Source organism: Vibrio sp. 1167, assembly GCF_033340375.1.
Lineage (GTDB): Bacteria > Pseudomonadota > Gammaproteobacteria > Enterobacterales > Vibrionaceae > Vibrio > Vibrio alginolyticus.
This window is the reverse complement of the sequence record NZ_JAWOWK010000005.1, coordinates 115,665-133,921: the sequence shown is the minus strand read 5'-3', so window position 1 is coordinate 133,921 and position 18,257 is coordinate 115,665. Positions and strand designations below refer to the sequence as shown.

The following is an 18,257-nucleotide window of genomic DNA, read 5'->3' as shown; positions in this document are numbered from 1 at the left end:
CTTATCCTTCAGAGATTGCGTTTTCTATCCAGTTGATATCTCGCCCATTATCATGAATGGCGATGACATCAAATCGATAATCGATATTGTGTTTTAAGCGCTTTTGTTGGCTAAGCCAAACTTGTGCGGTTTTGACTAGCTTGCGCATTTTAGCGTGCGTCACCATTTCTGCTGCCGAGCCAAAGTGATTGTTCTTACGGTATTTGACTTCAACAAACACAATAGTTTCACCTTGTTGGAAGATTAAATCAATCTCACCGACCTTAGTCAGAAAATTTTGTTCAATAAAGTTTAAGCCCTGGCGTTGTAAATACTGCTTCGCCAGAGCTTCATATTGATTTCCGATTTGGCGCTTACTAAAGAGCCCCACGCTCAGCCCAGCTTAGCTCACGCTGTACAACACAATTATTGTCGATACTTAAAATACCGGTTTGGCCGCCAACTGAGTAGCCCGGAACGACCTTCATTTGTGGCAGCTCCCCAATCAATTTATACGCATCCATACCCAGTGCTTTCAAACGTTTTTCCATGTTAGATTGCTCTGACCACAGCTCGTTCATTTCAGCGGTCACGCTAGGGTCTGGGTCAATCAGTAATGGGATATCGCTGTAGATGATGCCTGTTAGATCTTCGTAAGTCGCGCCGCCACTGTTGCTACGCGAGCTAGAGAAAATTTGAGGAGCTTTGGCGTCTGGGTTAATCGCTACCTCAATAAATGGCTTGATCAAAGTCAGTTCCGTGCTTCTAGCAACAATATAAACCGCATCGACATCACGACGGCTACGTGGCTGTGTTTCAAGCTTGATACGCATTAGTGATTGCATCTGAGCAATACGTTGTTTGCTTTCTTGCAGACCAAATACTTCATTGATGTCTTTTTGAAGTTGGCGCTTGTCGCCAAAATAACTTGCTGCGACTTTATTAGAGCTGTACTTGCGCCATTCTTTGTTGAACGCTTCAGTTACGCGCTCACCAAAGCTGCCCTTTGGTGCCAGGATCAGAGGGAAGTTATAGCCTTCGCTGAACAAGTGTTTCGCTGCCTGTGCGGCTTCTTGTTCTGGTGATAATGCCAAGTAGCAAATATTGCTATCTGGTTGCACATCTTCGGGAATATTTAGCGCAAGGGCTGGAATCGTAGGACCATTTTCTGAGCCATCCATGGTTGTGTGCAATAGCTCAACGTTTTCTTTTTCTAGGGGACCAACAACAAAGTCGATGTTTTCATTGATCAAACGTTGTTTAATTTGGTCGGCGTTATACGCATTAGTGTCTATTACCGTGAGGGTAGCGCTTGGATCACGGTTACGATCATTCATCATCGCAAACACAAAACCATCACGAATTAATTGCGCTTGTGGCGAGAATTTACCAGTAAGCGGCAGTAACAAAGCGGTGTTGTTTGGTTTAACGATGTCTAGAGAGAGAATGTTTTGAATCTCTTCTGGTGTGTAGATAGCGGCTGGGTGCGATGGGTTCTCGTTTAACCAGCGTTCTAGGGTATTTTTTAGTTGAGATAAGTTGCCCGACAACGTTTTCGCATAAATAGCGAGTTGTAGCCAACCATCCAAAACATCTTCATTTGGCTCTGTTTCTAATGAGGTCAGTTCGTACTCGGAATAGCTGCCAAAGTTCATCCAAATACGGCTAGAAATCTCTCTCTGCTCCGCGGACGATGCATATTGGCCAAATGCAACCAGTTGGCGGTTTGCCTCAAACGCTTGGTTAAGACCTTGATAAGCGTCGGCACGCATCAAGTAATAGTCTTTCCATTGCTCATTTGGTAACTTCCACCAAGGTTTAAAATTCAACAATTGCAGCAACTGAGAGTAATTACCCTGTTTTTGCTGTATGGTCGCACGCGCTAGTTGCCACTCTGCTTGCTGAACTTCGGTTAACTGTTGACGAGCCAGGCGCTTGATCAACATTTCTGCTTGATCAAACTGGTTTGCTTGAATCGCGGCTTTGGTTGCCATGATCAACCAGTCATTTTGTAAACTGCCTTCCGTGCTATCAGCTTGGATCATATAGTTCTGAACAGACTGAGTAGGCTCAAGTGTTACATCAACGCCATCAGGCTGTCTTGGACCTGAAGAACAGGCGGCGAGCGTAATTGCTAGTGCAACAGGAGTAAGTATGCGTGGTACACTGAGTCTCTTATGGTTAATCATTGCCGTGAGTTCTCTATAATTTTGTACAAAATTGTCTCTATATTAATCGTTGAAGTGATGGTAAACAAATGACAGATAAAAATAAGTTGCCGAATGAGGGGCCAACTCTCTATATCGTACCGACTCCAATCGGAAATTTAGCGGATATCACCCAACGTGCTATCGAAATTCTGTCGACTGTGGACATCATTGCCGCTGAGGATACTCGACATACGGGCAAATTACTGTCTCACTTCAATATTCAAACCAAAACTTTTGCTCTACATGACCACAATGAGCAGCAAAAAGCACAAGTTTTGGTAGAAAAGCTGCTTTCCGGTCAGTCTATCGCCTTAGTTTCTGACGCTGGTACGCCACTTATCAGCGACCCAGGATACCATTTGGTGACAAAATGTCGTCAAGCGGGCGTTAGAGTTGTGCCTCTTCCAGGTGCCTGTGCGGTCATTACGGCGTTAAGTGCCTCTGGCTTGCCATCTGATCGCTTTAGCTTCGAAGGTTTTTTACCACCGAAAAGCAAAGGTCGTAAGGATAAATTCCTAGAGATTGCTTCGGTAGAGCGTACGTGTATTTTTTACGAGTCACCGCACCGTATTTTAGACTCTCTACAAGACATGTTAGACGTTCTTGGCCCAGATAGAGAAGTTGTGTTGGCAAGAGAGCTAACAAAAACCTTTGAAACCATTCAAGGCATGCCGTTAGGTGAGCTGATTGAATGGGTGAAAAGTGACGATAACCAACAGCGTGGTGAAATGGTATTGTTGGTACATGGCCATCGTGAAACAACAGACGACTCACTACCTGAAGATGCTTTACGCACGTTAGGCATTTTGACCAAAGAGCTGCCTTTGAAAAAAGCAGCTGCTTTGGTGGCAGAAATACATAACTTGAAGAAGAATGCGCTATATAAATGGGGCTTAGAAAACTTAGACTAAGTGCCGCTAGCGAGATAAATGGTCAATGAGGGCTGATGTTTAGGAATCGGCCTTTTTATTATCTATTTTTGGCGCGCTGACTAAAAAGTCATCACTTAGTGCATTCATTTCATCATATCTGTGATCTAACTAGACTCTGAAGTGAGAACTCTATACAATCCGCCCTCGGAGCTGACTGGGTAGTCGCTGCTTTGTTGATGTCCTTCGGGAGACTGACGTCGAAGTCCCTTTGGGAGACTGACGTTGACGTCCTTCGGGAGACTGACAAAGGGGAGGAAAGTCCGGGCTTCATAGAGCAAGGTGCCAGGTAACGCCTGGGGGGCGCAAGCCTACGACAAGTGCAGCAGAGAGAAGACCGCCGATGGCCCGTAAGGGTACAGGTAAGGGTGAAAGGGTGCGGTAAGAGCGCACCGGACGACTAGCAATAGTTCGTAGCAGGGTAAACTCCACCTGAAGCAAGACCAAATAGGCCTCCACATTGCGTTGCTCGCGTAAGGAGGCGGGTAGGTTGCTCGAGCCAGTGAGTGATTGCTGGCCTAGACGAATGGCTACCGCCGCGCAAGCGGAACAGAACCCGGCTTATGTGTCGGCTCCACCTATTCGAGACCCATCTCTACTTCGGTAGTGATGGGTTTTTTGCATTTAATTGACGCAAACTATGTCATTACCAATAAACTTGGCGTAAATCACGTCTAACTTTAGACTTGTGGTGGCGATGATGTAGGAAATCAGTACACTAAAGAATCGCTTCAAGATCATTCAACGAGAAAGCTATGACCGAAACCTTCCAACATATTTCCGTGTTATTAAATGAATCCATTGATGGCTTAGCTATCAAACCAGACGGCGTCTATATTGATGGAACATTTGGCCGTGGCGGTCACAGCCGGACAATTCTATCTAAACTCGGTGAAAATGGCCGACTGTACAGTATCGACCGTGACCCTCAAGCGATCGCTGAGGCAGGCAAAATCAATGACCCTCGCTTCACCATTATTCATGGTCCATTTTCTGGTATTGCTGAGTATGCTGAAGAGTATGGGCTAGTTGGAAAAGTGGATGGTGTTCTTCTGGATTTAGGCGTTTCTTCTCCTCAGTTAGACGACGCAGAGCGTGGCTTTAGCTTTATGAAAGATGGTCCGCTAGATATGCGTATGGACCCGACATCAGGTATTCCAGTATCTCAATGGTTGATGGAAGCAGACCTCGATGATATCACTTGGGTCATTCGCGAGTTCGGGGAAGATAAACATGCGCGCCGTATTGCAAAAGCGATTGTTGCCTACCGTGAAGATGAAGAAAATGAGCCAATGGTTCGCACTGGTCAGCTGGCAAAATTGATTTCAGATGCCGCACCGAAAAGTTTTAAAGAGAAAAAACACCCTGCGACTCGTGCTTTCCAGGCTTTTCGTATTTACATCAACAGTGAGTTAGAAGAAATTGATACGGCACTTAAAGGCGCGGCGAGCATTCTTGCTCCTGAAGGCCGTTTATCTGTGATTAGCTTCCACTCTCTGGAAGACCGTATGGTCAAACGTTTTATCCGTAAAGAGAGCAAAGGGCCTGAAGTGCCACACGGTATTCCAATGACGGAAGAGCAAATTCGTGCTCTTGGTAGTGCGAATATGAAAGCGGTGAGCAAAGCGATTAAACCAAGCAAACAAGAAATTGAAATGAACCCTCGTTCGCGCAGCTCTGTGTTAAGAATTGCAGAAAAGCTTTAATTATTATGACGAAATCCACTCCTAATCTTGCTAAGTTGATTGCAACGGATCTCCTCACTGTTGGTCGCTGGCCATTACTGTTGTTGCTATTGATCGTGGCATCGGCAATGGGAGTGGTATTTGCTACCCACCATGCGCGTCAAGCGATCACCGAGAAAGACCATACGTTGGTTGAACGAGAACGATTAGATAGCGAATGGCGTAACTTAATGTTGGAAGAAACTGCCCTCGCGGAACACAGTCGTGTTCAAGACCTTGCCAAAAAAGAACTTGAAATGAAACGACCTGATGGCGATAAAGAAGTGGTTGTCACGCTCAAATGATTAGAAAAAAATCCAACACGAAACAAGCCAATAAGCGTAAACCTGTAGCAAAAGAGAAAGCGGCTACGGGGGATAAGAAAACCGATAACAAAGCAGTGAAAGTGGCGGTCGAAGAATCTTTCTTGATTCGTTGGCGCTTCCATCTATTACTGTTTTTTGTTTTTTGTGCATTTGCCCTTTTGGTGGCACGCGTAGCCTACATCCAAATCATTGAGCCAGATAACCTGATTAAACAAGGTGACCTACGTTCGGTTCGTGTTAAATCCATTCCTTCTGCTCGCGGTATTATTTCGGATCGAAATGGTGAGCCGCTTGCTGTCAGTGTACCGGTTGAGGCGGTTTGGGCAGATCCTGCCACGATATTTAAAGAAAACGCGTTAAGCCAGACCAAAAGTTGGCATGCATTAGCGGATGTTCTTGGTATTGACCGACAAGGGTTAATAGACAAAATCAAGCGCAATGAAAAACGCCGCTTTATCTACTTGCAGCGCCAGGTCAGTCCGGCCATGGCGAACTATATTCGTGAGTTAAAGCTGCCAGGTGTTGGCCTTAAGTCGGAATCTCGTCGTTATTATCCTGCAGGTGAGGTTAGTGCTCACTTAGTCGGTGTGACAGGCATTGACGGGCATGGCCTAGAAGGTGTGGAGCGTAGCTACGATGAGTGGCTCACTGGCGCGGCGGGTAAGAAAACTATTCGTAAAGACCGTTATGGTCGTGTTGTGGAAAACATTGCTTGGCAAGACAAGCAAGAAGGTAAATCACTTCAGTTAACTATCGATCAGCGTCTACAGGCGATTGCGTATCGTGCGATTAAGCAAGCCGTTGCGGACCACCGCGCCACTTCAGGTTCTGTTGTCATGTTGGATGTAAAAACGGGCGCCGTATTGGCCATGGTTAATGCTCCTTCTTACAACCCTAACAATCGTAGCGATTGGCAAAGCTATCAAATGCGTAACCGAGTGATCACGGACTCAATGGAGCCCGGTTCGACCATTAAGCCTTTCGTTATTTTAGCCGCCTTAGAAAATGGGATAGCCGATAAAGATACCATCGTAGATACCGGTAATGGTGTCCTACGTTTAGGTGGTAGTCGAGTCAGAGATGTCTCTCGCGTAGGCAAAGCGAGCTTGACCACGATCCTTAAAAAGTCGAGTAATATCGGTGTGACGAAGCTAGCAATGCAAATGCCGGTAGAGGCGCTCCTAGGGTTGTACAGTTCAGTGGGTTTTGGTGAGCTTTCTGGCCTAAACCTAGTTGGGGAAGTGACGGGTATTTTTCCTACACGAACTCGTTGGTCGCCAATCGAGCGCGCCACGATTGCGTTTGGTTATGGTCTATCAATTACACCAATCCAGCTAGCCCATGCTTATGCGACGCTTGGAAACCTTGGCAAATACGAGCCTATTCATATTATCGAAAGCAATGATCATGACATGTCACGCCAAGTGGTGAGTGCGAAGTATGCGCGTCAAGTATTAGACATGTTGGAAACCGTAACTCAAAAAGGGGGCTCGGCTCGCAGAGCGGCAGTTCCTGGTTATCGAGTGGGAGCGAAAACAGGTACATCACGTAAAGCTTCTGCCGGTGGGTACAGCGATGAGTACATCACCTACACGGCTGGGCTTGCTCCGGTTAGCGATCCGCGAATTGCTTTAGTAGTGATCGTAAATGAGCCTCAAGGCGATGACTACTATGGTGGTTCGGTAGCGTCTCCTGTCTTCTCTGAAATCATGAAAGGCGCGCTACAAATACTCAATGTTGCACCTGACGAAAACAAATTCCAACAGTAAGCCCTGTGGTTTACTGAGCAAACAAAATTAAGAAAACCTGAGCCAAAGCTCGGAGAACAAATATGACTAAAGCCATCAGTATGGACGTGCTGCTTTCCCCTTGGGTGGATTGCCCTAGCTTATCGTCCGTTCTTGTTTCTGAATTGGAGCTCGACAGCCGAAGAGTTCAACCTGGAACCACGTTTGTAGCAGTGATTGGCCATGTTGTGGATGGGCGTAAATTCATTGCCTCTGCAATTGAGCAAGGTGCAAATGCAGCCCTGGCGCAAGCCTGCGATGTCAAAACACATGGTACGGTGGAAATCATTGATGATGTTCCCGTCATTTACATTGATAGGTTGGACCAACGTTTATCCGCAATTGCTGGAAAGATCTATGCTTACCCTGATATGGATTTGATTGGTGTCACCGGCACCAACGGCAAAACCACCATTACCCAGTTAATAGCGCAATGGCTAGAACTGCTTGACCATAAAGCGGCGGTAATGGGAACAACAGGAAATGGCTTCCTCAATAACTTGCAACAAGCTGCGAATACAACGGGGAATGCCGTTGAAATTCAGAAAACGCTCTCCTCTCTCGCAAATCAACAAGCCACATACACCGCGCTAGAAGTATCTTCTCATGGCCTGACGCAAGGTCGTGTCAAAGCATTATCATTTGCGGCGGGCGTGTTTACTAACTTAAGTCGTGACCACTTAGATTATCATGGCACGATGGAAGCGTATGCCAATGCAAAGCTTGGGTTGTTCACGCAACACCAATGTGAACGTGCCATTATCAATGTTGATGATGAAGTCGGTCATCAATGGGCGTCGCAGTTAAGTAATGCGATCGCTGTCTCGCTCAAGCCGTACACTGAATTTGAAAGCGCAATTTGGGCGACGGAAGTCAGTTACGCAGAGTCAGGGATTACTATTAAGTTCGATGGTAAATTTGGCTCAGGTGAATTGCACGCGCCATTGATTGGTGAGTTTAATGCAACCAACTTAATGCTCGCTTTTGCGACCTTATTAAGCTTAGGTAAAGAGAAACAAGCGTTACTCGAAACTGCAGGTCAACTGCAACCCGTACTCGGCCGAATGGAGTTATTCCAAACTGAGGATCGTGCCAAAGTCGTGGTCGATTATGCTCATACTCCTGATGCTTTAGAAAAAGCGCTGCAAGCTTTACGAGTTCATTGTGAAGGCCAGCTGTGGGCTATTTTTGGCTGCGGTGGCGATCGCGATGCAGGTAAGCGTCCAATGATGGCGGAAATTGCAGAGCGTCTGGGCGACAGAGTGGTGTTGACTGACGATAACCCACGCAGCGAAGATCCGGTTCAGATTGTGAAAGATATGTTAGCTGGGCTGTCAAAACCTGCTGAAGCGATTGTTCAGCATGACCGCTTCAAAGCGCTGTCTTATGCCATTGAAAATGCTTCGCCAAACGACATTATCTTGTTAGCTGGAAAGGGCCATGAAGATTATCAGATTCGTAATGGCGAAACGATTCATTACTCCGACCGCGAGTCCGCAATGCAACTTTTAGGATTGACCTCATGATCAAAGTAACGTTATCTCAAATTGCAGACATCACTCGTGGTGAGCGATTCGGCGACGAGCTACTTATCGACGCGGTTTCTACTGATACACGAACGATTGAGCGTGGGGCTTTATTCGTCGCGTTAGTTGGGGAGCGCTTTGATGCGCACAACTTTTGCCAACAAGCGGTAGATGCAGGTGCCGGTGCTTTACTCGTAGAAAAACGCTTAGATGTGAATGTGCCGCAAATTGTGGTGTCGGATACCAAACTTGCATTGGGTGAGTTTGCTTCTTGGGTGCATCAAGCATGCAAAACACCTACCGTTGCCATCACCGGAAGTTGCGGTAAAACGACCGTAAAAGAAATGGTTGCGAGTATCCTGCAATTGAAAGGCAAAGTGTTATTCACGGCGGGTAACTTCAATAATGATATTGGTGTTCCGTTGACATTATTGCGCTCACAGCAGGATGATGATTATGCCGTGATTGAGCTTGGTGCTAATCATATAGGTGAAATTGCTTACACGACTCAGTTAGTAAAACCAGATATCGCGTTAGTGAACAATGTAGCCGCCGCTCACCTTGAAGGCTTTGGTTCTATCGATGGCGTGAAACAAGCCAAAGGTGAAATCTACCAAGGCCTTTCAGCTGGTGGTATTGCGATTGTTAACCTAGACAGCAATGGTGAAGCCAAGTGGGATGAAGTGTTAGCAGATAAGAAAGTCATTACTTTTTCACAAAGTAATACTGATGCAGACTTCTTCGCTTCTAACATCGTATTGAACGCCGCAGGTGAAGCAAGCTTTGACTTACATATCGCAGCAAGCTCACAAGAAATTGAACTGTCTCTGGGTATTATAGGTCAACACAACGTTGCGAATGCGATCGCTGCTTCTATTATTGCGTTACAAATGGGCGCCACATTAGAAGAGGTTCGCGCTGGCCTTAAACATTTGAACAAAGTGAAAGGTCGCGTCGAGGTTGAAGCGCTGAGCGAAAAGATAAAATTGATTGACGACAGCTACAACGCGAGCGTGCCAGCCATGAAAGCGGCAGTTGATTTATTGGCCGCTTTCCCAGGTCAACGCTGGCTGATTTTAGGTAATATGGCGGAATTGGGCGAGGAAAGTCTTGCACTTCATCGTCAAGTCGGGGAACATGCTGCCCCACAAAAATTTGAACATGTTCTCACATATGGTGCAGACGCCAAGGTGATCAGTGATCTTTGCCAAGGCATTCATTTTGAGACGCACCAAGAGATGATTGAATACATCAAGCAGCATCTAGACCAAGCCGTTCCTGAAAACCATACGATATTGGTGAAAGGAGCGAATGGTGCACGTATGTTTGAAGTCGCTGCTGCTTTGAAGGAGTATTATTAATGATTATTTGGCTTGCCGAGCTGCTACAGCCATACCTGTCTTTTTTCCGATTGTTTGAATACTTGTCTTTTCGAGCAATCCTAAGCGTATTAACCGCTCTAGGTCTGTCATTATGGATGGGACCAATCATGATCAAGCGTTTGCAAATGCTGCAAATTGGTCAGGTAGTGCGTAACGAAGGTCCTGAATCTCACTTTAGTAAGCGTGGTACCCCAACAATGGGCGGTATCATGATCTTAGCGGCCATCTCAATCACGATTTTGCTATGGACAGACTTATCCAACCCTTACGTATGGGCGGTACTGACAGTCTTACTTGGCTACGGTGCGGTCGGATTTGTTGATGATTATCGTAAAGTGGTACGCAAAAATACCGATGGCTTGATCGCGCGTTGGAAGTACTTCTGGCAGTCGTTGATCGCGTTTGTCGTCGCTTTCGCATTGTATGCTTACGGTAAAGACACAGCAGCAACTCAGCTAGTGGTGCCATTCTTTAAAGACATCATGCCGCAGCTTGGTTTGATGTATATCATTCTGACTTACTTTGTCATTGTAGGTACAAGTAACGCGGTTAACCTGACTGATGGTCTAGACGGTTTGGCAATCATGCCAACGGTTCTTGTTGCAGCAGGCTTCGCGGTTATTGCATGGGCGACCGGTAACGTTAACTTCTCTGAATACCTTCATATTCCATACTTACCACATGCTTCTGAGTTGGTTGTCGTATGTACAGCAATCGTCGGTGCAGGCCTTGGTTTCTTGTGGTTTAACACGTATCCAGCACAAGTGTTCATGGGTGATGTCGGCTCACTAGCGCTTGGCGGCGCGTTAGGCACTATTGCTGTTCTCGTTCGTCAAGAGTTGGTGTTGGTGATCATGGGCGGTGTGTTTGTGATGGAAACGCTGTCGGTAATTCTACAGGTGGGTTCATACAAACTGCGTGGTCAGCGCATTTTTCGTATGGCACCAATTCACCACCACTACGAATTGAAAGGTTGGCCAGAACCTCGCGTAATCGTGCGCTTCTGGATTATTTCTATGGTTCTTGTTCTGATTGGTCTTGCGACATTGAAAGTGCGTTAATCGCGCTTTCCAAGAACAAGATTTACAGTGTGATCAAATATGGAACGTTGGCAAAACATATATAGTGTTGTCGTCGTAGGGCTCGGTATTACCGGGCTCTCTGTCGTTAAACACCTAAGAAAAAATCAGCCACAACTTGTGGTCAAAGTCATTGATACTCGTGTAAACCCTCCAGGTGCAGAGCGCTTGCCGGAAAGTGTTCAACTGCATAGTGGTGGTTGGAATACAGACTGGCTTTCTGACGCTGATCTTATCGTGACCAACCCTGGTATTGCGCTAGCGACACCAGAGATCCAAGCCGTATTAGCAAAAGGCACGACAGTAGTTGGTGATATTGAGTTATTCGCCTGGGCGGTGCAGAAACCGGTGATTGCGATTACGGGCTCAAACGGTAAGAGCACAGTCACCGATCTCACTGGCGTGATGGCCAAGGCCGCGGGTTTGGATGTTGGCGTTGGTGGCAATATCGGCGTTCCTGCCTTGGATTTACTAGAACATGACGCAGACCTATATGTGCTTGAACTCTCAAGCTTCCAGTTGGAAACAACGTCAAGCTTAAAGCTCAAAGCCGCTGCGTTTCTGAATCTTTCTGAAGATCATATGGACCGTTATCAAGGCATGTCTGACTATCGACAAGCCAAGTTGCGTATTTTTGATCATGCTGATCTCGCGGTAGTGAACCGTGATGATAAAGAAACCTTCCCAGATGCAGAGGTGCCATTGGTGACATTTGGCAGCGACAATCAGGACTTTGGTCTCGAGGTGGATGGCAATCGCACTTGGCTACTCGATCACGGTCAACGAGTCGTCGCAAGTGATGAGCTTAAGTTGGTTGGTAAACACAACTTATCCAATGCATTGGTCGTTTTAGCGCTCTTAAAGGCTGCGGGCGTTGATTATCACAACGCATTGAATGCACTTAAAAATTACACGGGACTGACACACCGATGCCAGGTGGTTGCGGATAATCAAGGCGTAAAATGGGTGAATGACTCTAAAGCAACTAACATTGCGAGCACTATGGCTGCGCTATCTGGTTTGGAGTCGACAGGTAAGCTCTACTTGCTCGTTGGTGGTGTTGGCAAAGGTGCTGACTTCTCGCCATTAAAACCGATCTTCGCAACGCTTAACTTGCAGCTGTGTTGCTTTGGCGTTGATGGCGATGAATTTATGCCACTACATGAATCTGCAATACGTTTCGACACCATGGAAGATGTGATTCAACAAGTATCTTCGCAGTTAAAACCAGGTGATATGGTGATGCTGTCTCCTGCATGTGCTAGCTTTGATCAATTCGACAACTTTATGGCAAGAGGTGATGCTTTCGCTGCTCTTGCTCAGAAATATGCATAATTAAAGGTTACACACTTCGTGGGTTTAGGTAACGTTAAACGCAGTATTGGCAATTGGCTCAAGCATCCAGCCCCAGAGGCGATGTTTGATCGTCAGTTAGTGTGGATTGCACTGGGTTTGATGTTGACTGGTTTGGTGATGGTAACCTCTGCATCATTTCCGATCAGCTCACGATTAACCGAACAGCCGTTTCACTTTATGTTTCGTCACGCGACGTTTCTTGTGCTGGCGCTAGGGACATCCGCTGTTATTTTGCAAGTGCCTTTGCAAGAGTGGTTTAAGAAAAGCCACTACTTACTTTGGGCTTCTTTTGCACTGTTGATCATCGTGCTCTTGGCGGGTAAGTCGGTTAATGGTGCGTCTCGTTGGATTCCCCTTGGGCTGTTTAACCTTCAGCCAGCAGAGGTCGCGAAGCTATCGCTGTTTATCTTCATGTCTGGTTACTTAGTTCGAAAGCAAGACGAAGTACGACAAACCTTCTTTGGTGGCTTTATGAAGCCAATCATGGTGTTTGCCTTCTTCGCAGTATTACTGCTTGGTCAGCCAGACTTGGGTACGGTCGTCGTGATGCTAGTAACACTGTTTGGCATGCTGTTTATCGCAGGCGCAAAACTGACTCAGTTTCTCGCGTTGATGGTGGCAGGTATCGGCGCTGTGGTAGGTTTGATTTTAGTCGAACCATACCGTATGCGACGAGTAACCTCCTTCCTTGACCCGTGGGAAGACCCATTTGGCAGTGGCTATCAGTTGACTCAGTCTTTGATGGCGTTTGGTCGTGGTGAATGGTTCGGTCAAGGTCTCGGTAATTCAATTCAAAAACTGGAATATCTACCGGAAGCGCATACCGACTTTGTGTTTGCCGTACTTGCTGAAGAGCTTGGTTTTGTTGGCGTTGTGTTGGTCTTAATGTTGATTTTTAGCTTAGTGTTAAAAGCGGTTTACATAGGCAAGCGTGCGTTTGAAGAAGGCGAAATGTTCGGCGGTTATCTGGCTTTCGGTATCGGTATTTGGTTTGCGTTCCAGACGTTGGTTAACGTTGGTGCTGCAGCCGGTATCGTACCAACCAAAGGTTTAACACTCCCGCTAATCAGTTATGGTGGTTCCAGTCTGATTATTATGTCCGTCGCAGTGTCCATATTGCTGCGTATCGATTACGAATGCCGCTTGAAACGCGAGCAACAACAATCAGAACAACAAACTAATGAAACAAAATAAACGTTTGATGGTGATGGCTGGTGGTACTGGTGGTCACGTATTCCCAGGGTTAGCTGTAGCAAAACAGCTGCAAGAGCAAGGCTGGGAGATCCGTTGGTTAGGCACGGCGGATCGAATGGAAGCGGATTTGGTGCCAAAACATGGCATTGAAATCGATTTTATCAAAGTGAAAGGGTTACGAGGTCAAGGCGTAAAGCGTCTGCTTGCAGCTCCATTTCAAATTATTAATGCCATCATGCAAGCTCGCGCGCACATGAAGCATTGGAAGCCCGATGCCGTGTTAGGTATGGGGGGGTATGTGAGTGGTCCCGGTGGTATTGCGGCTTGGTTGAGCGGTATTCCTGTTGTTCTGCACGAACAAAACGCGGTTGCGGGTTTGACAAACCAATGGCTATCAAAAATTGCTAAGAAAGTCTTTCAGGCCTTTCCTGGCGCGTTCCCTGCTGCTGAGGTAGTTGGTAACCCTGTGCGTGAAGACCTAACAAGATTAGAAGCACCTGCAGAGCGAATGCAAGATCGCCAAGGCCCAATTCGTATTTTGGTGATGGGCGGTAGCCAAGGTGCACGCATTCTTAACCAAACTGTGCCAGAAGTGATGGCAAAGCTGGGCGGTGATTACTGTATTCGTCATCAAGCTGGCAAAGGTTCCGCCGAAGAAGTGAACGCCGCATACCAAGCTAATGGTGTGGTAAATGCAGAAGTCACAGAGTTCATTGACGACGTAGCAGAGGCTTATGCATGGGCTGATCTTTTAGTTTGTCGTTCAGGGGCGTTAACCGTTTCTGAAGTATCAGCGGCAGGCGTAGGGGCTATCTTTGTTCCTTTTATGCATAAAGATCGCCAACAAGCACTGAATGCCGATCATCTAGTAGAATGCGGCGCAGCGAAAATGATTGAACAACCAGATTTAACCGTTGAGTCTTTGACTCAGCAGATCCAACAATTGGATCGCCAAGCTTTACTTACAATGGCTGAGCAAGCGCGTGGCGCTGCAAAATTGAATGCTGACCGAGTTGTCGCACAAGCCATTGTCGCTTTGACCGAAAAGCGTTAACCGAATTATTGAGAATAGAATTGATGACAATCCAACATACACAAGACTTAGCTCAGATTCGCGCAATGGTGCCAGAGATGCGCCGCGTGAAATCCATCCACTTCATCGGTATTGGTGGTGCGGGCATGAGCGGCATTGCAGAAGTGCTGTTGAACGAAGGCTACCAAATCACAGGTTCTGATCTATCAGAGAACGCTGTGACAGAGCGTTTGGTATCAAAAGGTGCGACGGTATTTATTGGTCATCAAGCCAGTAATGTAGAAAAAGCCAGTGTGGTTGTTGTGTCAACGGCGATCAACGAAGAAAACCCAGAAGTGATAGCGGCACGTGAATTACGCATCCCTATTGTACGCCGCGCAGAGATGTTGGCTGAATTGATGCGATTCCGTCACGGTATTGCCGTTGCGGGTACACACGGTAAAACCACGACGACCGCTCTTGTTACTCAAATCTATTCTGAAGCCGGTCTTGATCCAACGTTTGTGAATGGCGGTTTGGTGAAAAGCGCAGGTACAAATGCGCGTCTAGGCTCGAGTCGTATTCTAATTGCAGAGGCAGATGAAAGTGACGCGTCATTCCTGCACTTGCAACCAATGGTGAGCATTGTTACCAATATCGAAGCCGATCATATGGATACCTATGGTGGTGACTTTGAAACCTTAAAGCAAACCTTCATCGATTTCCTTCATAATCTACCGTTTTACGGCCAAGCAATTGTTTGCATTGACGATCCTGTGGTTCGAGAGTTAATCCCACGTATTAGTCGTCAAGTGATAACTTACGGTTTTTCTGAAGATGCCGACGTACGTATTGAAGATTATCGTCAAGAGGGGCAGCAAGGCAAATTTACGGTAGTACGTAAAGGGCGAGCTAACTTAGATATCACGCTGAATATTCCAGGTCGTCACAATGCATTGAATGCGTCTGCTGCGATTGCGGTTGCTACTGAAGATGACATTGAAGACGATGCGATCCTAAAGGCAATGGCTGGTACGCAAGGTACGGGAAGACGTTTTGATCACCTTGGCGAGTTTGATACTGGCAACGGCCATGCAATGCTTGTTGATGATTACGGCCATCATCCCACAGAAGTGGATGTAACCATTAATGCAGCACGCAGTGGTTGGCAAGACAAGCGTTTGGTGATGATTTTCCAACCGCACCGTTATAGCCGTACTCGTGATTTATACGATGATTTCGCGAATGTGCTTGAACAGGTAGATGTATTGATCATGCTGGATGTTTACGCAGCGGGTGAAAAGCCGATTGCAGGGGCTGATGGGCGCGCTTTATGTCGCACAATTCGCAGCCGAGGCAAGGTAGATCCGATTTTTGTTCCAGAAATCGAGCAATTACCTTCAGTTTTAGCTAACGTTATACAAGACGGCGACCTAATCTTAACGCAAGGTGCGGGTGATATTGGTAAAGTGGCGAAACAGCTGGCAGGTCTTAAATTGAATATAAACAAGATGCTTGGCTGACACATATTGTTGACGCGAAGGACAGATAAAGACTCAGATCTCGATTTTGCGTCAATATCATTGTGATTTATTGCTATCAGTGTTTGATAGTTTACAAGAGCTCAGTATAATCCCAAGGTTAAAGTCAAGACTTTTACCTCTGCGTAATTATATGGGTAAAAAGTACACGACAAAAGTCAGGAAACGAAGACGTTGTTGAATATTGCACTGAATGACGAGCGACCAAACACGGGTAACAACCGTGGTCGCCAAGAAAAAATCTTGGGTGCGTTATTTTTCGTTGTGGTTGTGACTTTAATTAGTTCTGTTTTGTACGCGGCGATCAGTTGGATGTGGGATGACCAAAGGTTACCTCTCTCCAAAATAGTACTTCAGGGGAAACTGGAGTATGTCCAAGCTGACGATGTGCAGGCTGCATTTAGTCGAATTGATCACATCGGTACATTTATGTCTCAGGATATTGATGTATTACAGCAAAGTGTCGAAGCTCTGCCATGGGTAGCGCATGCCGCAATCCGAAAGCAGTGGCCGGATACAGTAAAAGTTTTTTTGACGGAGCATCAACCAGAAGCCATTTGGAATGGCAACGAACTGTTAGATAAAAACGGGTTCGTTTTTGATGGAGATGTTGCTCTGTTGCAAGAAGAAAAAGTGAAGCTGTACGGACCCAAAGATAGCGGACCGGAAGTCTTACAGACTTACCGTGATTTGAGTCCTAAGTTTCAGCAATTGGGTTTAGCGATATCGTCTCTGGTATTAAACGAGCGACGAGCTTGGCAAATCATCCTTGATAACGGTATTCGATTAGAGCTCGGTAAAGAGTCTCTTCTTGAGCGTATAGAGCGCTTTTTTAAGCTCTATAACAAGCTTGGCAGTGACACGCAAAGAATCAGTTATATCGATCTTAGGTACGATACAGGAGCCGCAGTTGGTTGGTTTCCTGAACAAGAGTTAGAAGAGAGTACAGATGACTAAGGCCGCTGATGACAACATTATTGTTGGTCTTGATATAGGCACTGCAACCGTATCGGCTCTAGTGGGTGAGGTTTTACCAGACGGTCAAATTAATATTATTGGCGCAGGTAGTAGCCCCTCACGCGGCATGGATAAGGGTGGCGTGAATGATTTGGAGTCGGTTGTAAAATCAGTACAACGTGCAATTGATCAAGCTGAATTAATGGCAGAGTGCCAGATCAGCCGAGTCTTCATTTCGTTGTCTGGTAAGCATATCGCAAGCCGAATTGAAAAAGGTATGGGCACGATTTCTGATGAAGAGGTGTCTCAAGAAGACATGGATCGCGCTATCCATACCGCAAAATCGATTAAAATCGGTGATGAACAGCGAATTCTTCATGTGATCCCGCAAGAGTTCACCATTGATTACCAAGAAGGAATCAAAAATCCGCTTGGTTTATCTGGGGTAAGAATGGAAGTGAGTGTCCACCTTATCTCATGCCATAATGACATGGCACGCAACATTATTAAGGCGGTAGAACGCTGCGGCCTTAAAGTAGAACAACTCGTATTTTCTGGGCTTGCTGCTAGCAATGCAGTAATCACCGAGGATGAAAGAGAGCTTGGAGTTTGTGTGGTTGATATTGGCGCCGGCACGATGGATGTGGCCATCTGGACTGGCGGTGCGTTACGTCACACAGAAGTATTTTCGTACGCAGGAAATGCTGTAACCAGTGATATTGCTTTTGCTTTTGGTACGCCAGTGAGCGATGCTGAAGAAATAAAAGTCAAATATGGCTGTGCTTTGAGTGAACTGGTCAGTAAGGATGACACGGTTAATGTACCAAGCGTAGGTGGACGACCATCACGTAGCCTGCAACGTCAAACGTTGTCAGAAGTGATTGAGCCACGCTACTCTGAGCTTATGGGACTGGTTAACCAAACTATCGACTCTGTACAAGCAAAATTGCGCGAAGAGGGTATCAAGCACCATCTGGCTGCGGGAGTTGTACTCACCGGCGGTGCTGCGCAAATGGACGGAGTGGTAGAATGTGCGGAACGCGTATTCCGCAATCAAGTAAGGGTCGGCAAACCGCTCGAAGTCAGCGGATTAACTGACTATGTAAAAGAGCCGTACCATTCTACGGCAGTTGGATTACTTCATTACGCAAGAGACATGCAGTCTAGCGACGATAGCGATTATAATGAACCTAAACGCTCATCTGTAACTGGCTTTTTCGATAAATTGCGTAACTGGATACAAAAAGAGTTTTAA

The 18,257-nt window shown here is 46.3% G+C and carries 15 protein-coding genes and 1 other RNA gene; 14 read left to right on the top strand and 2 right to left on the bottom strand.

Annotated elements, in window-relative coordinates; translation table 11 throughout:
- Position 1: 1 nt before the first annotated feature.
- Together R7Z78_RS12590 and R7Z78_RS12585 are read right to left on the bottom strand one after the other, a co-directional pair.
- Positions 2-370, bottom strand: coding sequence for a YraN family protein (locus R7Z78_RS12590; protein ID WP_005372903.1), 369 nt, complete (start codon positions 368-370; stop codon positions 2-4).
- Positions 357-2,168: a penicillin-binding protein activator gene (locus tag R7Z78_RS12585; protein ID WP_005372905.1), complete on the bottom strand. Its 1,812-nt coding sequence runs from the start codon at positions 2,166-2,168 to the stop codon at positions 357-359. Before R7Z78_RS12585 ends, R7Z78_RS12590 begins: the two co-directional genes overlap by 14 nt.
- Positions 2,169-2,236: 68 nt before the next feature.
- Between R7Z78_RS12585 and rsmI the strand changes: the two genes are divergently transcribed.
- From rsmI to ftsA, 14 genes are all read left to right on the top strand, one after another.
- Complete coding sequence (gene rsmI / locus R7Z78_RS12580; protein ID WP_005372907.1) at positions 2,237-3,100, top strand: 16S rRNA (cytidine(1402)-2'-O)-methyltransferase; 864 nt, start codon at positions 2,237-2,239, stop codon at positions 3,098-3,100.
- A 167-nt stretch (positions 3,101-3,267) separates the two neighbouring features.
- Positions 3,268-3,698: RNase P RNA component class A (gene rnpB, locus R7Z78_RS12575), an RNA gene on the top strand.
- A 175-nt stretch (positions 3,699-3,873) separates the two neighbouring features.
- Entirely contained in the window at positions 3,874-4,824 is a 951-nt protein-coding gene (gene rsmH / locus R7Z78_RS12570; protein ID WP_017633610.1) for a 16S rRNA (cytosine(1402)-N(4))-methyltransferase RsmH, read from the top strand.
- 5 nt (positions 4,825-4,829) lie between these two features.
- Positions 4,830-5,147 (top strand): cell division protein FtsL, encoded by a 318-nt coding sequence (gene ftsL, locus R7Z78_RS12565; RefSeq protein ID WP_005372920.1) that lies wholly within the window; start codon positions 4,830-4,832, stop codon positions 5,145-5,147.
- The gene (locus R7Z78_RS12560; RefSeq protein ID WP_086046525.1) at positions 5,144-6,937 is read left to right on the top strand and encodes a penicillin-binding transpeptidase domain-containing protein; all 1,794 of its coding nucleotides are present in this window, start codon (positions 5,144-5,146) and stop codon (positions 6,935-6,937) included. The genes ftsL and R7Z78_RS12560 overlap by 4 nt, the downstream gene beginning before the upstream one ends.
- A 62-nt stretch (positions 6,938-6,999) precedes the next feature.
- Positions 7,000-8,481 carry a UDP-N-acetylmuramoyl-L-alanyl-D-glutamate--2,6-diaminopimelate ligase gene (murE, locus tag R7Z78_RS12555; protein ID WP_104975849.1) on the top strand — a complete coding sequence of 494 codons (1,482 nt, stop codon included), beginning with the start codon at positions 7,000-7,002 and terminating at the stop codon, positions 8,479-8,481.
- Positions 8,478-9,842 carry a UDP-N-acetylmuramoyl-tripeptide--D-alanyl-D-alanine ligase gene (locus R7Z78_RS12550; RefSeq protein WP_005372928.1) on the top strand — a complete coding sequence of 455 codons (1,365 nt, stop codon included), beginning with the start codon at positions 8,478-8,480 and terminating at the stop codon, positions 9,840-9,842. The genes murE and R7Z78_RS12550 overlap by 4 nt, the downstream gene beginning before the upstream one ends.
- On the top strand, positions 9,842-10,924 hold the full coding sequence (mraY, locus tag R7Z78_RS12545; RefSeq protein ID WP_005372931.1) for a phospho-N-acetylmuramoyl-pentapeptide-transferase: 1,083 nt from the start codon (positions 9,842-9,844) through the stop codon (positions 10,922-10,924). The genes R7Z78_RS12550 and mraY overlap by 1 nt, the downstream gene beginning before the upstream one ends.
- A 39-nt stretch (positions 10,925-10,963) precedes the next feature.
- On the top strand, positions 10,964-12,277 hold the full coding sequence (gene murD, locus R7Z78_RS12540; RefSeq protein WP_104975850.1) for a UDP-N-acetylmuramoyl-L-alanine--D-glutamate ligase: 1,314 nt from the start codon (positions 10,964-10,966) through the stop codon (positions 12,275-12,277).
- An 18-nt stretch (positions 12,278-12,295) separates the two neighbouring features.
- Positions 12,296-13,492: a cell division protein FtsW gene (gene ftsW, locus R7Z78_RS12535; protein WP_005396444.1), complete on the top strand. Its 1,197-nt coding sequence runs from the start codon at positions 12,296-12,298 to the stop codon at positions 13,490-13,492.
- Positions 13,479-14,546: an undecaprenyldiphospho-muramoylpentapeptide beta-N-acetylglucosaminyltransferase gene (gene murG / locus R7Z78_RS12530; protein WP_012842153.1), complete on the top strand. Its 1,068-nt coding sequence runs from the start codon at positions 13,479-13,481 to the stop codon at positions 14,544-14,546. The genes ftsW and murG overlap by 14 nt, the downstream gene beginning before the upstream one ends.
- 23 nt (positions 14,547-14,569) lie before the next feature.
- Positions 14,570-16,027 (top strand): UDP-N-acetylmuramate--L-alanine ligase, encoded by a 1,458-nt coding sequence (murC, locus tag R7Z78_RS12525; RefSeq protein ID WP_085569655.1) that lies wholly within the window; start codon positions 14,570-14,572, stop codon positions 16,025-16,027.
- 192 nt (positions 16,028-16,219) lie between these two features.
- Positions 16,220-17,002 (top strand): cell division protein FtsQ/DivIB, encoded by a 783-nt coding sequence (locus R7Z78_RS12520; protein WP_005387393.1) that lies wholly within the window; start codon positions 16,220-16,222, stop codon positions 17,000-17,002.
- Positions 16,995-18,257, top strand: a complete 1,263-nt coding sequence (gene ftsA, locus R7Z78_RS12515) for a cell division protein FtsA (protein WP_005372946.1) — start codon at positions 16,995-16,997, stop codon at positions 18,255-18,257. The genes R7Z78_RS12520 and ftsA overlap by 8 nt, the downstream gene beginning before the upstream one ends.

What these genes read in the sequence shown, in the direction of transcription:
- ftsA (WP_005372946.1), top strand. Translation starts at nt 16,995, where the DNA reads ATGACTAAGGCCGCTGATGACAACATTATTGTTGGTCTTGATATAGGC.
- murG (WP_012842153.1), top strand. Translation starts at nt 13,479, where the DNA reads ATGAAACAAAATAAACGTTTGATGGTGATGGCTGGTGGTACTGGTGGT.
- R7Z78_RS12585 (WP_005372905.1), bottom strand. Translation starts at nt 2,168, where the DNA reads ATGATTAACCATAAGAGACTCAGTGTACCACGCATACTTACTCCTGTT.
- R7Z78_RS12550 (WP_005372928.1), top strand. Translation starts at nt 8,478, where the DNA reads ATGATCAAAGTAACGTTATCTCAAATTGCAGACATCACTCGTGGTGAG.
- ftsL (WP_005372920.1), top strand. Translation starts at nt 4,830, where the DNA reads ATGACGAAATCCACTCCTAATCTTGCTAAGTTGATTGCAACGGATCTC.
- murD (WP_104975850.1), top strand. Translation starts at nt 10,964, where the DNA reads ATGGAACGTTGGCAAAACATATATAGTGTTGTCGTCGTAGGGCTCGGT.
- murC (WP_085569655.1), top strand. Translation starts at nt 14,570, where the DNA reads ATGACAATCCAACATACACAAGACTTAGCTCAGATTCGCGCAATGGTG.
- mraY (WP_005372931.1), top strand. Translation starts at nt 9,842, where the DNA reads ATGATTATTTGGCTTGCCGAGCTGCTACAGCCATACCTGTCTTTTTTC.
- rsmH (WP_017633610.1), top strand. Translation starts at nt 3,874, where the DNA reads ATGACCGAAACCTTCCAACATATTTCCGTGTTATTAAATGAATCCATT.
- murE (WP_104975849.1), top strand. Translation starts at nt 7,000, where the DNA reads ATGACTAAAGCCATCAGTATGGACGTGCTGCTTTCCCCTTGGGTGGAT.
- rsmI (WP_005372907.1), top strand. Translation starts at nt 2,237, where the DNA reads ATGACAGATAAAAATAAGTTGCCGAATGAGGGGCCAACTCTCTATATC.
- R7Z78_RS12560 (WP_086046525.1), top strand. Translation starts at nt 5,144, where the DNA reads ATGATTAGAAAAAAATCCAACACGAAACAAGCCAATAAGCGTAAACCT.